The organism is Parabacteroides sp. PF5-9, from assembly GCF_029893105.1.
GTDB lineage: Bacteria > Bacteroidota > Bacteroidia > Bacteroidales > Tannerellaceae > JARXWG01.
In genome coordinates this window covers 1-16756 of the sequence record NZ_JARXWG010000017.1, presented here as the reverse complement: position 1 = coordinate 16756, position 16756 = coordinate 1, and the positions used below count along the sequence as shown (strand labels likewise).

The 16756-nt window shown below is 38.1% G+C and carries 16 protein-coding genes; all 16 read left to right on the top strand.

The features are described from left to right. The first annotated feature begins 3 nt into the window (after positions 1–3). The 16 genes from nspC (at position 4) to M2135_RS10515 (ending at position 16242) form a co-directional block, all read left to right on the top strand. Positions 4–1143, top strand: a complete 1140-nt coding sequence (nspC, locus tag M2135_RS10590) for a carboxynorspermidine decarboxylase (protein ID WP_280748544.1) — start codon at positions 4–6, stop codon at positions 1141–1143. Between the two features lie 89 nt (positions 1144–1232). After that, a complete protein-coding gene (ftsY, locus tag M2135_RS10585) occupies positions 1233–2186 on the top strand; it encodes a signal recognition particle-docking protein FtsY (RefSeq protein ID WP_280748477.1) in 954 nt (317 codons plus the stop codon). Positions 2187–2268: 82 nt separating this feature from the next. Continuing rightward, the gene (rimO, locus tag M2135_RS10580) at positions 2269–3567 is read left to right on the top strand and encodes a 30S ribosomal protein S12 methylthiotransferase RimO (protein WP_280748476.1); all 1299 of its coding nucleotides are present in this window, start codon (positions 2269–2271) and stop codon (positions 3565–3567) included. Positions 3568–3642: 75 nt separating this feature from the next. Next, on the top strand, positions 3643–3948 hold the full coding sequence (locus M2135_RS10575; protein ID WP_280748475.1) for an HU family DNA-binding protein: 306 nt from the start codon (positions 3643–3645) through the stop codon (positions 3946–3948). Next, the gene (locus tag M2135_RS10570; RefSeq protein WP_280748474.1) at positions 3941–5365 is read left to right on the top strand and encodes an HU family DNA-binding protein; all 1425 of its coding nucleotides are present in this window, start codon (positions 3941–3943) and stop codon (positions 5363–5365) included. Before M2135_RS10575 ends, M2135_RS10570 begins: the two co-directional genes overlap by 8 nt. A 157-nt stretch (positions 5366–5522) precedes the next feature. Further along, entirely contained in the window at positions 5523–6518 is a 996-nt protein-coding gene (locus tag M2135_RS10565) for a MoxR family ATPase (protein ID WP_280748473.1), read from the top strand. A gap of 39 nt (positions 6519–6557) precedes the next feature. Continuing rightward, positions 6558–7427 carry a DUF58 domain-containing protein gene (locus M2135_RS10560; RefSeq protein ID WP_280748472.1) on the top strand — a complete coding sequence of 290 codons (870 nt, stop codon included), beginning with the start codon at positions 6558–6560 and terminating at the stop codon, positions 7425–7427. A gap of 8 nt (positions 7428–7435) precedes the next feature. Continuing rightward, positions 7436–8461 carry a hypothetical protein gene (locus M2135_RS10555; protein ID WP_280748471.1) on the top strand — a complete coding sequence of 342 codons (1026 nt, stop codon included), beginning with the start codon at positions 7436–7438 and terminating at the stop codon, positions 8459–8461. Between the two features lie 50 nt (positions 8462–8511). Continuing rightward, positions 8512–9498, top strand: a complete 987-nt coding sequence (locus M2135_RS10550) for a VWA domain-containing protein (RefSeq protein WP_280748470.1) — start codon at positions 8512–8514, stop codon at positions 9496–9498. Positions 9499–9511: 13 nt separating this feature from the next. Further along, positions 9512–10531: a VWA domain-containing protein gene (locus M2135_RS10545; protein WP_280748469.1), complete on the top strand. Its 1020-nt coding sequence runs from the start codon at positions 9512–9514 to the stop codon at positions 10529–10531. A gap of 12 nt (positions 10532–10543) precedes the next feature. Continuing rightward, positions 10544–11281 carry a tetratricopeptide repeat protein gene (locus tag M2135_RS10540; protein ID WP_280748468.1) on the top strand — a complete coding sequence of 246 codons (738 nt, stop codon included), beginning with the start codon at positions 10544–10546 and terminating at the stop codon, positions 11279–11281. Positions 11282–11326: 45 nt separating this feature from the next. Then, positions 11327–13153 carry a BatD family protein gene (locus M2135_RS10535; protein ID WP_280748467.1) on the top strand — a complete coding sequence of 609 codons (1827 nt, stop codon included), beginning with the start codon at positions 11327–11329 and terminating at the stop codon, positions 13151–13153. A gap of 4 nt (positions 13154–13157) precedes the next feature. Continuing rightward, a complete protein-coding gene (locus M2135_RS10530; protein WP_280748466.1) occupies positions 13158–13916 on the top strand; it encodes a tetratricopeptide repeat protein in 759 nt (252 codons plus the stop codon). A gap of 4 nt (positions 13917–13920) precedes the next feature. After that, positions 13921–14622, top strand: coding sequence for a phosphatase PAP2 family protein (locus M2135_RS10525; protein WP_280748465.1), 702 nt, complete (start codon positions 13921–13923; stop codon positions 14620–14622). Positions 14623–14744: 122 nt separating this feature from the next. Next, positions 14745–15020: a DNA-binding protein gene (locus tag M2135_RS10520; RefSeq protein WP_280748464.1), complete on the top strand. Its 276-nt coding sequence runs from the start codon at positions 14745–14747 to the stop codon at positions 15018–15020. Between the two features lie 115 nt (positions 15021–15135). Next, positions 15136–16242: a universal stress protein gene (locus M2135_RS10515; RefSeq protein ID WP_280748463.1), complete on the top strand. Its 1107-nt coding sequence runs from the start codon at positions 15136–15138 to the stop codon at positions 16240–16242. Positions 16243–16756 lie beyond the last annotated feature (514 nt).

Sequence of the window (16756 nt, the reverse complement as noted above, 5' to 3'; positions counted from 1 at the left end):
ACTATGATTGATATCCGACAAATACCTTCTCCCAGTTATGTCTTGGAGGAAAAACGTTTAAGAGAAAATCTCGCATTAATAAAAAGTGTCAAAGAGCGTGCCGGAATACAGATTATTCTGGCATTTAAAGCATTTGCCCTATGGAAAGCTTTTCCGATCGTTCGTGAATATATTCCATATTCGACAGCGAGTTCCATTTATGAAGCGCAACTGGCATATGAAGAGATGGGGAGTTTGGCGCATACCTATTCGCCGGCCTATACGGAGCAGGAATTTCCGCAGATCATGCAGTACAGTAGCCATATCACCTTTAATTCGTTGAGTCAATACAAACGTTTTTATCCACAGGTAAAAGCTTCGGAAAGACCTATCTCTTGTGGGTTACGTATAAATCCGGAATACTCTGTTGTAGCGACCGATCTTTACAATCCGACAGCACCAGGTTCCCGTATGGGAGTCGTTAGGAATTTATTAGGAGATGAGTTGCCGGAAGGTATAGAAGGGCTTCATTTTCATACACTATGTGAATCCTCTTCATTCGATTTGGAAAAGACCCTGGCGGTGGTTGAAGAGCGTTTCGGCTGTTTTCTGTCTCATCTGAAGTGGCTGAATATGGGAGGAGGGCATTTGATGACGCGAAAGGGGTATGACATTGAACATCTGATAGGTTTATTAACTGCATTTAAAGCTAAATATCCGAATCTGGAGATCATTCTGGAGCCGGGAAGTGCTTTTGCCTGGCAAACAGGTTTTCTACTGACAACTATTGTCGATATTGTTGAAAACCACGGAATAAAAACTGCTATTATTGACGCATCATTTACCTGTCATATGCCTGATTGTCTGGAAATGCCTTATCAACCTGTTATCCGTCAGGCTGTCCCCAAAGAGGAGGGTACGTTTACTTATCGTATAGGAGGAAATAGTTGTTTGAGTGGAGATTTTATAGGGGATTGGCATTTTACACAACCATTACAGATTGGTGCTCAGTTGATTTTTGAGGATATGATCCATTATACGATCGTAAAGACGACCATGTTCAACGGAATAACACATCCAGCCATTGTTTTGTGGAACAATAACGATGAATTGGTGGTTTATCGTAAATATGGTTATTCGGATTATAAAAACCGGATGAGTTAAAACTAATCGCTTATAACCTGTGAAAATTGGTAATAAAATATTACTTTCGCAGTCTGATTCAAATCATTAAGAAAATCAACAAATCGCATATGGCATTTTTTAATTTTTTCAATAAGGAAAAAAAAGAAACATTAGATAAAGGTCTTTCAAAAACAAAAGAGACTGTTTTTTCGAAAATAGGCCGCGCTATTGCCGGTAAGAATAAAGTCGACGATGAAGTACTGGATAATCTGGAGGAAGTACTGATCACGTCTGATGTCGGTGTTGAAACAACACTGAAAATAATCTCTCGTATCGAAGAAAGAGTAGCCAGGGATAAGTATGTGAATACGGAGGAACTGACCGCTATTTTGAGGGATGAAATCGCCCAATTATTAACCGAGAATCATACGGAAGATAATGAAGGTTTTGAGTTGCCTACGGATAAAAAACCATATGTCATTATGGTGGTAGGCGTAAATGGGGTGGGTAAAACGACGACAATAGGCAAATTAGCCTTTCAGTTTAAAAAAGCCGGAAAAAACGTATACCTTGGTGCTGCCGATACATTCCGTGCAGCAGCTGTTGAGCAGCTGGTGATTTGGAGTGAACGAGTTGGAGTGCCGATCGTCAAACAAAAGATGGGTTCGGATCCGGCCTCAGTAGCTTATGATGCTTTAAATTCGGCAAAAGCGAATGAAGCAGATGTCGTCATAATTGATACAGCAGGACGTCTACATAATAAAATAAACCTGATGAATGAGTTGACAAAGATCAAGAATGTCATGAAAAAAGTTGTTCCTGATGCTCCTCATGAAATATTGTTGGTTTTAGACGGATCCACCGGGCAGAATGCCTTTGAACAGGCCAAACAGTTTACAGCTGCAACAGAAGTGAATGCGTTGGCTGTTACCAAATTGGATGGAACAGCCAAAGGTGGTGTGGTCATAGGCATATCTGATCAATTTCATATTCCGGTGAAGTATATTGGTTTGGGGGAAGGCATGGAAGATTTACAGGTTTTCAATAAGAAGGCATTTGTAGATTCATTATTTGGCGAATAAAAACGGCCTGTTTGTTAGATGTAGAAGCACAAAATAATTTAACGTTTGTGGTTCTACGTTTTGTTGTTTTTAAGTGTGTTACATGAAAAAAAATAAAATAGATATTATCACATTAGGATGTTCTAAAAATCTAGTTGATTCGGAACAACTGATGAAACAGTTTATAGCGAATGGATATCAGATAGAACATGATCCGCCGATTATAGATGGTGAAATAGTGGTGGTGAATACATGTGGTTTTATCGGAGATGCCCAAGAAGAATCTATAAATATGATTTTAGAACTTGGAGCAGCAAAGAAGAGTGGGAAAATAGCCAGGTTATTTGTCATGGGATGTTTATCAGAACGATTCATGAAAGACCTGACCCAAGAACTGCCTGAAGTTGATAAATTCTATGGGAAGTTCAACTGGAAAGAGATGTTGAATGATCTCGGGAAATCATATAATCAGGATCTGGCTGTTGATCGTATCTTAACCACTCCTTCCCATTATGCCTATCTGAAGATAGCGGAAGGATGTAATCGAACATGTTCATATTGTGCCATTCCGCTTATAACAGGCCGTTATCAATCACGTCCAATAGAAGAACTGATTGAAGAGGCGAAGATCCTTGTTAAAAAGGGAGTCAAAGAATTTCAGTTGATCGCACAAGATCTCACGTATTATGGACTGGACAGATATAAAAGATTGGCATTACCTGAATTGGTTGAACGCCTTTCGGATGTTCCGGGAGTAGAATGGATCCGTTTGCATTATGGTTATCCTGCACAGTTTCCCTATGAATTGTTGCGGGTAATGCGCGAACGTGAAAATGTCTGTAAGTATATGGATATAGCCTTACAACATATCAGCGATCCGATGCTTCAGCTTATGCGTCGTCGGATAAAGAAAGAAGAAACATACGAATTGATCGAGCAAATTCGAAAAGAAGTACCAGGAATACATTTGCGCACGACTGTTATGACAGGACATCCCGGGGAGACGGAACAGGATTTTGTAGAACTGGTCGAATTTGTAAAAAAGGTTAAGTTTGAACGACTTGGCGCTTTTATTTACAGTCATGAACAAGGTACTTATTCGCATAAACATTATATAGATGATATTCCACAGGAGATCAAACAGGAGCGACTGGATTATATCATGCGAATACAAGAAGGTATTTCCGATGAAATCAGTCATAATAAAATCGGACAAACCTATAAAACAATTGTTGATCGTGAGGAAGAGGACTTCTATATCGGAAGAACCGAGTTTGATTCTCCGGAAGTTGATCCGGAAGTGCTGATCCGGAAAGATAAACAACTGACATTTGGGGATTTTTATAGTGTGCGTATAACGGATGCTCAACCCTTTGAATTATATGGTGAAATCTTGATTTAATTTAAAAACTGTCAATATATTTGTCAATTTACAAAAAAATAACTAATATAGCCGCAATATTCTAAAATAAGATTAATGAAAAGCAAAGAACTAATAAAAGAGTTAGCAAAACGTATGGAATGGACTACTCAGGAGGTAACAGACACAATGGTCCTTTTAAGTTCGATTGTTAGTACCCGATTAGTTGATACCGATTCCGTTTATTTACAAAAATTAGGTCAGTTTGAAGTCAGGAAAAAAGCTGAACGTATTTCGGTGAACCCGGTAAACGGTAAACGATATTTAGTTCCCCCCAAATTAGTACCCGTATTTAAACCAGGGGCTACCGTGAAAGCTAAACTTAAAGAATTGGACAATAAAGAATTAGACAATAATGAATGATCGATATTCCATACAGGAGTTAGCCGCCTTATTATCTGCGGAGAGTGGAAAGACAAAAAAGGAATCGGAGTTATTCCTTAGAGAATTGGTCGCAGTAATCACAAAAGGTGTTTTTGAGGACAGGATTGCTAAAGTAAAAGGGTTTGGTACCTTTAAAATTATTCTTGTCGAAAAACGTGAGAGCATTCATGTGAATACAGGTGAACGTTTTATCATTCCTGCGCATTATAAGTTTACGTTTCTCCCGGATAAAGACCTGAAAGTATTGGTAAATAAGCCATTCTCTTTCTTTGAAACTACTCAGGTTGGCGATGAAGTTGAAATAGAAGGGGTTGAAATTACGACTCAGAAAGGTATAGGTCTAGAAACACTTGAAGAGGAAGAGTTGGAATTAACAGAAGAGATAGAAGAAATAATTGAAGAAGTTGTTGTAAAAACAGAGTCAACAGCAGCTAAAGTTTCACAGGATGCAGAAAGTGTCATCCCTGTTCCTGTAGAGACGGAGGTTGAAATTCCTGCAAAATTGCCGGAAGAGATTCCTGTTGTGGAAGAAGTGTCAGAGATTCCTATAGAAGAACTTGTACCTGTTGTAGAAGAACGAAAAGAGGAGTTACAGGCCGAAATAGCTGTAGATGATGTCGTAGCGGAAGAACCTGTTAAAGAACAAGAAGAACCAGCGCCTTTAGTGGATAGTCAGAAAAAAACAGCAGACACCGTTGCTGTAGAGTCGGTTGAAAAGGTTGCTTCGACAGTTACTACTCCGGTAGAAAAATCATCCCCTTCACCATCTGTTAAGGAGAAGGCTAAGCGACCAGAAAAAAAGGTTGCTAAAGTTCAGAAAAAGAAAAAAGGAAATAATTCAAAAAGAATAGGTCTAATAATCGGTTCGGTTGCTGTTCTGTTGCTTATTATTGGTGGTTATTGGTATATGACAGGAGGATCATTTACATTCTCTGCTCAGAAAACTCCAGTTCCACAAGAGCAAATAGCAATGCCTGGATATGAATCTTCACAATCGGATCAATCGGATGATCTGTCAGAGCCAGAATCTACCACAGAAGAAGAATTGGTTTCTCCTTCGACTTCAGACGCAGAACAACCTGCCGTTCGAACAAATGAACCATCTGTAGTAGCGTCATCATCGTCAGCTGACAACTCCTCTGACGTAATAGGAAAAATCGAAATAAAGTCAGGAGACAGACTGACACTATATGCTGAAGAATATTATGGAAATAAAATTTTCTGGGTATATATTTATGATTACAATAAAGTACTTATCGGTGATCCAAATAACCTTTTAATAGGGTCGGAACTATCAATTCCTGCTGCTCATGTATACGGAATTGATGCCAATTCAAGAGAATCTGTAAATAAAGCGACAGCCTATCAGCGAGAAATTTTAGCGAAATACAGATAAATTACCCGTTTTTTTTAAAATAAAATAAAAGCGCTTTTGTCAGTTAGAATTATTTAACTGCAAAAGTGATGTATACCTTTTTAACATTTCTAATTTTGTGGATCAAATGAAGAAATATAACTCTGGTAAAAATAATAATGTATAATTGATTAATTCTATGAGTCAGACAGTAGACATTCGTGAGTTGAATGAACGAATTGAAGGTAAAAGTTCGTTTGTAAATATGATTGCAATGGGAATGGACCAGGTGATTGTTGGTCAGAAACATTTAGTGGAATCGTTATTGATAGGTCTGCTTTCGGATGGGCATATTCTCCTTGAAGGGGTACCGGGATTAGCAAAAACATTGGCGATAAAAACATTGGCGTCATTGATTGACGCAAAGTATAGCCGTATACAGTTTACTCCCGACTTACTTCCGGCAGATGTAATCGGAACGATGATTTACAGTCAGAAAAGCGAAGAATTTATGGTTAAACAAGGACCAGTCTTCGCTAATTTTGTATTAGCAGATGAGATCAACCGTGCACCGGCTAAAGTACAAAGTGCATTACTTGAAGCGATGCAGGAACGACAGGTAACGATCAGTGAAAAAACGTATACATTACCAAAACCTTTCCTGGTAATGGCTACACAGAATCCGATCGAACAGGAAGGTACTTATCCGTTGCCGGAAGCGCAGGTAGACCGTTTTATGTTGAAAGTAATCATCAATTATCCTAAAAAAGAGGAAGAGAAATTGATTATCCGGCAGAATATTTCCGGTATAAAACCTGAAATAAAGCCGGTTTTAACCAAAGAAGAGATCCTGGATGCCCGTAATATAGTACGTGAAGTTTATCTGGATGAAAAGATAGAACGGTATATTGTTGATATTGTTTTTGCAACACGTTTCCCTCAAGAACATGGATTGAGTAACCTGACCAATATGATCTCTTTCGGAGCATCTCCTCGTGCTTCCATTAATCTGGCATTGGCAGCACGCGCATATGCATTTATAAAACGCAGAGGGTATGTGATTCCGGAAGATGTACGTGCCGTATGTCATGACGTGATGCGACACCGTATCGGATTGAGTTATGAAGCAGAAGCAAATAACCTGACATCGGAAGAAGTGATCAGTGAGATTTTGAATAAAGTAGAAGTACCTTAATAATTGACAATGGATAATTAACAATTGACAATTAGACGTATGGAAACTAGTGAACTCATCAAAAAGGTTCGGCGTATTGAAATAAAAACCCGTGGTTTGTCCCGCAATATTTTTGCAGGGCAATATCATTCCGCTTTTAAGGGAAGGGGTATGGCTTTTAGTGAAGTACGCGAATACGAATATGGGGATGATATTCGTGATATTGATTGGAATGTAACAGCCCGTTACAACCGTCCGTATGTGAAGGTGTTTGAAGAAGAACGTGAACTAACGGTGATGCTTTTGATTGATGTTTCCGGCAGCCGTGATTTTGGCTCTGTAAATGTTATGAAAAAAGAGATTATCACAGAGATAGCGGCGACATTAGCATTTTCGGCAATTCAGAATAACGATAAAATAGGCGTGATCTTTTTTTCCGATAAAATCGAGAAATTTATACCTCCGCAGAAAGGGAAAAGGCATATTTTGTATATTATTCGTGAATTGATCGATTTTCATCCGGAAGATAGTCAAACCGATATTAATTTAGTTCTGAAATATCTGACCAATGCGATAAAAAAGCGGTGTACGACTTTTCTGATTTCCGATTTTATCAATAAAGGGAGTTTCAAGGATGCCCTGACAATTGCAAACCGGAAACATGATGTGGTTGCGATTCAGGTTTATGATCAAAGAGAAATGACATTGCCTGCCGTTGGATTGATGAAAGTGAAAGATGCGGAAACAGGAAAAGAGCAGTGGATTGATTCTTCTTCCGGCCGTGTTCGTGAAGCTTACAAAGAGTGGTGGGATAAGAGACAATCAGCTATGAATGATGCGTTTAAAAAAAGCCGTGTAGATTCTGTCTCTATTCGTACTGAAGATGATTATGTGAAGTCGTTAATTGCTCTTTTTGAAAAACGTAATTGAAGATTACAATGAAATTGATAAGTAAATGTATACTACTCTTCATATTGACAGTCTTTATTACAACAGGAAAAATGTATGCTCAGCGTACATTGATTGATGTTGCGATTGATTCGACTGCTATACTGATCGGAGAACAGACCAAGTTACATCTTACCATTACTACAGATAAAGAGAAGCAGGTACAAATTCTTGTTCCTATTGATACGTTGATGCGTGGGGTTGAAGTGCTACACACTTTCAGACCTGATTCTAGTATCATTGAAAATGATCGTTTGGTGATCAAGCAGGATATACTGATCACCTCATTTGATTCGGCTCTTTATCTGCTTCCTCCTTTTAAGGTTATTGATGGGATAGATACGATACAATCCGGACAGCTGGCTTTAAAGGTTTCTTCTGTTCCAGTAAATGCTGATGAGCCGGAACAGTTTTATGATATTAAACAGGTATGGAAACCTCCTTTTGTATTAGCTGATTATTATCCGATCATATTTGGATTGTTATTAGCAATACTCTTAATCGTTTTGGCGGTCTATCTGATAAAACGTTTACAAAGCAAGAAGTCGATCCTTCCATTTAAGAAAGAAGAGCCTAAATTACCGCCGCATGAACAGGCGCTTAAAGAGTTGGATGAAATCAAACAGCAACGTCTCTGGCAGCAAGGTCGTAATAAAGAATATTACACTTTGATTACGGATACGCTCCGTAAATATATGGTCGATCGTTTCGAGATGAATGCGATGGAGATGACATCAAGTGAAATTCTTGATTTTATAAAACAAGAGAGTGAAGCAAATTCGGTGTATGAAAACCTGAAACAAATTCTTCAATTGTCTGATTTTGTAAAATTTGCGAAGATGCATCCGTTGCCTGATGAAAACGATTTGAGTATGATGAACGCTTACCTGTTTATCAATCAAACCAAAGTGGAAGAGATTCCCGTTTCAACTGTAGAAGCGGAGGAGAAAGAACAAAACACCCTTCAGGTTGATGAAATTAAAGATCAAAATGATCATCAGATTAAGCCTGATTGATCGTATGCGGTCATTTATCATGTTGTATTGATGATTTAAATAAAAAAGAAATGGTATTTGCGAATCCAACATATTTATATTTATTAGTATTACTGATTCCATTAATAGCCTGGTATATTTATAAATTACGGAAAAGCCAGGCGAGTTTACAGGTTTCTTCAACAGAGGCTTTTGAAGTTCCTAAGGCTGCTTCATGGAAAATCTATTTACGCCATGTGCCCTTTGTGTTGCGTATGTTTGCTATCACATTACTTATTCTTGTACTGGCACGGCCACAGTCGACAAATAGTTGGCAAAATTCGTCAACAGAAGGGATCGATATCATGCTGGCTATGGATATTTCAGGAAGTATGTTGGCAGAAGATTTAAAACCTAACCGGTTGGAAGCAGCCAAAGATGTGGCCGCTTCATTTATCAACGGGCGTCCGAATGATAATATCGGATTGGTTGTTTTCTCAGGAGAAAGTTTTACGCAATGTCCTTTAACAACAGATCATACTGTCTTATTAAACCTGTTCAGGGATATACAAAGTGGCATGATACAGGATGGTACAGCCATCGGATTAGGACTGGCTAATGCTGTTAGCCGGATAAAAGATAGTCAGGCGATATCCAAAGTCATTATATTACTGACTGACGGGGTTAATAATATGGGTGAAATAGCACCTGTTACGGCCGCCGAAATAGCCCGTAGTTTTGGAATACGCGTATATACGATTGGGGTCGGTACACGAGGAACAGCGCCTTATCCCTATCAAACACCTTTTGGTATACAATATCAGAATGTGCCAGTAGAGATTGATGAAGCTGTTTTACAACAGATTGCAGTTATGACAGGCGGTCAGTATTTTCGTGCGACCGATAATGCGAGTTTAAAAGAGATCTATACAGAAATTGACCAGTTGGAAAAAACAAAGATCAGTGTTCAGGAGTTCAGCAAAAAACAGGAAGAATATAAAAACTGGGCATTATTAATTTTTGCTTTATTGTTGGTTGAGATCTTGTTGAGAAATACGTTGTTGAGAAATATACCATAAAAATAGAAGGAATATGTTTCGTTTTGCAAATCCTGATTTTTTATACTTGCTTTTTATACTTCCGGTATTGATTGGATTTTATTTTTATACCATTATTCGGAAGAAAAAAGCGATCAAGAAATACGGTAATCCCGAATTATTAGCTGCATTGATGCCTGAAGTATCTTCTAAACGGCAGCATCTGAAATTCTGGTTATTATTCGGAGCAATTACTCTGATTATATTTGTTATTGCCGGTCCGCAGTTCGGATCAAAACTGGAAACAGTTAAGCGTCAGGGGATCGAAATTATGGTGTGTCTGGATGTTTCCAACTCGATGATGTCTGAAGATGTTGCTCCCAACAGATTGGAGAAAGCGAAACAGATGTTATCCCGGTTGACAGACGGACTATCCAATGATAAGGTAGGATTGATTGTTTTTGCAGGAGATGCTTTTACACAATTACCGATCACCTCTGACTATATTTCAGCCAAGATGTTTCTTTCATCGATTAATCCGTCAATGGTCTCTTCACAAGGAACATCTATTGGTGCTGCGATCAACCTGGCTGCGCGATCGTTTACTCCAAATGAGACTTCTGATAAAGCAATTATTCTGATTACTGACGGAGAGAATCACGAAGATGATGCGGTTGGTGCCGCCCAAAAAGCGTCGGAGAAAGGCATTTATGTCAATATTGTTGGAATCGGTTCACCACAAGGAGCACCTATTCCGGCGGGAGGAAATAATAATTACATGAAAGATCGTGACGGGAATGTGGTTATCACCAAGTTAAACGAGCAAATGTGTCAGGAGATCGCTGCTGCCGGTAACGGGATGTATGTTCGGGCAGATAATACCAATACGGCATTAAAAGCATTACAGACTGAGTTGGATAAGATGACTAAAGCTGAGTTGGATAGCAAGATCTATTCAGAATACGATGAACAGTTCCAGTTATTAGCCTGGATTGTTTTGGTTTTATTAATCGCTGAATTCCTCACATTGGATCGAAAAAATCGTATTTTCAGAAAAGTAAAATTATTCTCTTAATTCGATTAGATGATGAAACGTATGCAAAAATCAATGATATGGACAATGGCATTTCTTTTATGCCATGTCGTTGTGTTTGCTCAAAAAGCAGAGCGTAAGAACGTAAAAGAAGGAAATAAACTCTATTTGGAGGAGAAATTTACAGAGTCAGAGATTGCTTACCGAAAAAGTCTGGAAGTAAATCCTCGTTCTGTAGAAGGAACCTATAATCTGGCGAATGCCTTATATAAGCAAGGGAAGTTACCGGAAGCAGCCGAACAATATCAGTTGCTTTCCAGTCAGCGGGACAGATTACTGGAAACCTCGAATGGCAAAGAGCGGCTTTCTCAGGTTTATCATAATATGGGAAACATTCTGATGCAAAATAAGGATTATCCCAAAAGTATCGAAGCTTATAAAGAATCGCTTCGGTTGAACCATACCGATGATGAAACGCGTTATAACCTGGCTTTAGCTCAGAAACTGTTGCAAGATCAGGAAAATGATGATCAGGGACAAGATCAACAGAATGAAGATCAACAACAGGATGAAAACCAACAAGATCAACAACAGGATCAGCAGCAACAACAACCCGATGATCAAAAGGAGGATAAAACTCAGGAAGAACAGCAGCCGAATGAGCAGATGAGTCAGGACAATGCACAGCAGATCCTGGATGCATTCCTTCAAGATGAGAAAGATACGCAGGAGAAAGTAAAAAAAGCGCAGCAGCAACAACAGCAACGTCGTAGAACCGACAAAGAGTGGTAATCTATTTTGAGGCAAATGGTAAAACAAAAAATAAGATATAAAATAATGAGAAAATTGGTTTTCTTATTCTTTCTATTCACATCAATAGGGGTACAGTTAAAAGCTCAACAGGTAGAGTTTAAGGCTTCTGCTCCCGAAGCTGTCGTTTTAGGTAATCAATTTCGATTGACTTATACTGTCAATGCTGAAGGAAAAGAGTTTAGGATTACGGAAGAGATTGCCGACTTTGATGTACTGATGGGACCTTCCGTATCTACTTCTCATAGTACCCGGATTGTGAATAATCAACGATCGAGTGAAACAACGGTTACTTATACCTATGTGTTACTCCCGAAAAAAGAGGGTACGTTTAATCTCCCTCCGGCAACAATTAAAGTAAATAATGCCAATTATTCATCCAATGCAGTTGTTGTCAAAGTGTTACCGCCCGATAAAGCAGATGAAGCAGCTGCAGCACAGGCTCAGGGAGGAACATCCAGTGCAGCGGCTATAACGAACGAAAGCCTTTTTGTTCAGATGCAATTATCCAAGCGGTCAGTATATGAACAAGAACCTATTCTAGTAACGTTTAAACTGTATTCTTTGCATGATATAGCAGGCATAACCAATGTGAAATTTCCTGATTTTGAAGGATTTTTAGTACAAGATATCGAACAACCGTCTGAAGCTCAAATCAAACTTGAGAATTATAATAACCGTAATTACAGAACGATTGTTCTTCGGCAGACCATGTTGTATCCTCAGCGTTCAGGGAAGATCACTATTGATCGTGGAAGTTATGATGTTGTTGTCCGAATAGCCACTCAACAGCGGGTGCAGAGTATATTTGATGACTTTTTCAATATGACGAGGGATGTGAAGAAAACATTGGCAAATAATGCTGTAACAGTAGATGTTAAGCCATTGCCTTCCGGAAAACCGTCATCTTTTGCCGGATCAGTAGGTGATTTCACTATGTCGTCAAGTATTAATACCGATCAACTGAAAGCCAATGAGGCAGTGACGATCACAGTAAAGATTTCAGGAACAGGAAATGTTCGTCTTGTAAAGAATCCGGAAGTACAGTTTCCTAATGATTTTGAGGTATATGATCCTACCGTAAAATTGGATAGCCGTACAACAACAACTGGGGTTACCGGTACTAAAACGATCGAATATATGGCGATACCCCGATATGGTGGTGATTTTGAGATTCCTGCGATCACATTCTCTTATTTTGACTTGAAAAGCGGCTCTTACAAAACACTCTCTTCCCAACCGTACAAATTACATGTAGAGAAAGGGGAGGGAGGGGATGCAACTTCTCCGGTTGTCTCTTCTTTTAATAACAGAGAGAATGTGAGGTACTTAGGACAAGATATACACTATCTTAAAATCAAAGGAGTAAACTTTATTAAAAAAGAAAACGTATTCTTTGGTTCATGGATGTTTTATCTCTGTTACCTGATTCCAGCGTTGTTGTTTATTGTCTTCTTCTTTGTCTATCGCAAGCAGATCAAAGAAAACGCCGATATCGCCCTTGTGCGAACAAAGAAAGCCAATAAAATGGCAGTAAAACGCTTGAAGAATGCAGGTAAACTAATGAAAGAGAATCAGAAAGAAGCATTCTATGAAGAAGTCCTGCGGGCATTGTGGGGATACCTTAGTGACAAACTGAGTATACCTCAGGCCAATTTATCCAAAGACAATGTAGAGACCGAATTATATAAATACGGAGTTGATCAAACATTGATCGATGAGTTTATGGAGATATTGAACACCTGCGAATTTGCCCGTTATGCGCCTTCTCAAGCTTCTGATGCAATGGATAAATTGTATGGATTAACTGTTGATGCTATTGGTAAAATGGAGAATACAATTAAAAAGAAATAAACCTATGAAAACGATCAGATATATATTCTTTTTTGTACTGTTGCAGCATTTTGCTTTTACTCTTAATGCACAGGATACTTCGATTAAAGAAGCAGAAACTGCATACGCCGGCGAGGATTATTCAAAAGCCATTGAACTTTATGAATCTGTTCTGAAGGAATATGGCGAATCGGCTGAAATTTATTATAACCTGGGTAATGCTTATTATAAATCAGGGCAGGTAGCCCCTTCGATTCTGAATTATGAACGTGCATTATTATTGGATCCCGGCGACAGTGATATCCGCTTTAATCTTCAGATGGCTAAGATGCGTGCAGTTGATAATATAGAACCGATTGGTGAGTTTTTTCTTGTCAAATGGTTTGATACTGTTCAGAATATGGGAAAGGCTGACTCTTGGGCTAAGGTAGGGATTAGTTGTTTCATCTTATTTATCGGTTGTTTAACTCTTTTCTTTTTTTCTCGGTGGATTCGTTTAAAAAAGATCGGTTTTTATGTAGGACTTGTATTATTGGTATTGGTTGTTTTTGCGAATATTTTTGCGAACAACCAAAAGAAAGAGATGATAAACCGAACAGATGCAATTGTTTTTTCTCCCACAGTGACAGTAAAAAGTTCTCCTGCCACAAGCGGAACAGATCTGTTTATCTTGCATGAAGGAACAAAAGTATCTATTAAAAGCACATTAGGTGATTGGAAAGAAATCGAATTGGAGGATGGAAATGTCGGATGGATGCCAAGTAAAGATATGGAAATAATCTAATTAGATGCTGGAAAAAATATTAGAATACGAGCGTGATGTCTTCTTTATGCTTAATGGTAGCGATTCTGCTTTTCTGGATCGCTTCATGTGGCTTTATTCCGGAAAAGCGGTATGGCTTCCTTTAGCTGCTTTTATTGTAATTACACTGATCTATAAAAAAAACTGGAAAGAATGGCTGTTGATCTTTCTGGCAATAACCTTGGTTGTTACGCTTTGCGACCAGTTTGCTTCACATTTACTTAAACCTCTTTTTACCCGTTTTCGCCCCACACATCATCCCGATTTTATGAATGATGTGAAAACAGTATTCGATTATAGGGGAGGACTGTATGGTTTTATCTCAAGTCATGCGGCCAACTCATTCGGCTTTGCCATGTATATGGCGTTACTTTTTCAGAATCGTTTTTTTACGTGGACTGTATTTATATGGGCAACATTGACTGCTTATACGCGTATTTACCTTGGTGTTCATTTTATTTCAGATATTGTACCGGGACTTATAGTAGGCTTGATCTTTGGATCTTTAGTTTATTTCATATATGTACAATGTCGGACATTAATTTGGAAGAATAGGGGGGGAGAGTTTGTACTTTCTTCCAAGATCTATTCCCCTCAAAGAATTAAGCTAATTGTTTATGCGATAATCATTAATATCATATTATTGATGATTTTTAATGTACAATTAGCCTCCTTACTTCATAATTAGCCTTTTAGACATGCCGTAAAGCATGTTTATTTCGATCTGCATAATTTGCTACAATAACTTTTAATCACTAAGTTAGTGGCATCATATTAACTTAATTATTAACTTTCAAATAGTAAAATATCATGACAAAGACAATCACATTTAACGAACTGCGCAAGCTCAAAGACAGTTTGCCCGACGGAAGTACTCATCGTATTGCAGACGAACTGGGTATGTCTGTCGAAACAGTGAGAAACTATTTTGGAGGCCAGAATTTCAGGGATGGAAAGAGTTGTGGGATACACATCGAGCCAGGACCTGATGGTGGTTTAGTCGTTTTAGATGATACGACAATATTTGATCGTGCTATGGAGATACTCGAAGAAAATCGGGTTGTCTCAGAAGCACCTGAAGCGTAAACAAGTTTACAGGATATCTTGAAAATCCCATAGCAAGTAGAAAAGCTCTGGGATTTTTTCATTCATAAAACATTCATAAACAACAGATTGTTTAATATATAAAACGATAATAATTATGGAAGACAAATTAATCACGTTGGCGATTCATACATTTGAGAAAGCCCAGATCTTAAAAACAATCCTTGAAACAGAAGGTATTGATGTCTATTTACACAATGTAAACCAGATACAACCTATTGTATCTGATGGAGTTAGAGTGCGTATAAAAGAAAGCGATCTGCCTCAGGCAATTCGCATTATAGAGGATAGCAATTGGTTGGAAGATAAGGCTGAAGGAGATAAACCTAAAGAAAAAAAGATATTAATTCCAATCGATTTTTCAGAGTATTCGTTTAAAGCGTGTGAATTAGGGATCAATCACGCCCATAAAGTTGGAGCGGAAGTGATGTTAATGCATGCCTATTTTAGTCCTTATTTTCCGTCGGCCATACCATTGTCTGATACATTAGCTTATCAGGTGAATGAAGAAGAAACCGTTCAACATGTGCTCAAAAGGGTACAAACAGATATGGAGAATATATGCACACAGATCAATAGACGAATGTCGTCGGGTGAACTTCCGGAAGTAAAATTCAATTATATATTGCGTGAAGGTTTGCCTGAAGATGAAATACTGGCTTATAGTAAAGAGTTTCATCCCACTTTAATAGTTATGGGAACACGTGGTAAGAACCAGAAAGAGATGGATTTGATAGGTAGTGTTACCGGAGAAATCATAGAAGCCAATAAATTTCCGGTATTAGCTATACCTGAAAATATTCCGTTCAACGATATGTCGAACATCAAAAATATAGCTTTTGCAACTTCATTCAATCAACGGGACTTGGCTGTATTTGACCAGTTTATGGAAGTGATGGATGGTTATGACGCGCAGATTCATCTGTTTAATATTTCGACAAGCAAAGACGAATGGAATGAAATTCGTTTATCCGGTGTTCGTGAGTATCTGAGTAAACAATACCCGGATTCCACAATCTCTTATACTGTGTTAAACGATGGAGATCTGTTGATGGCTATCGAAGATTTTGTCAGAGATAAGCATATTGATATGCTTGCATTAAGTACGCATCGACGGAATATTCTGGCAAGAATGTTTAATCCGAGCATTGCAAGAAAAATGCTATTTCATGCAGATACACCGCTGTTAGTTATGCATGCATAACGGGAAATGTACTTTTTTAGAAAAAAATAACCTTTTCTTTGAACAAAATCATGTGAGTCTTGTTATATAATCAAAGAACATTGTAGTAGTATTTGTTTTTTCATATAAGTAGAGTTTGTTATTTGTTGTCCGTATGTAACTGTGAAGTTGTATACGGGCTTTTTTATTGTGCCATTTTGTTGATCTGTGAAAATTATCATTAGATTATTATAATCATGATTATGTTTAATAGGCTTTAGGAAAACTACTGAAGATCCCCCAAATCCTTTTCAAATTATATCCTTTACCCTTATCGCATCAATTCCAAATAAGAATTCGTTTGACAACTGTCAAATGATCATTCTATAATTGTCAAATGATTAAAAGACAGTTGTGTAATAATCATTTGACAGTTGTCAAACGAATCTTCTTTTTGCATGTTTGACTTATCCTAAAATTGGTTGTCACATTTCGTCACTGTTTACTATAAAAGTTGACACAACCAAAACTCATCCCTAACAAGGTTGTCATTTTG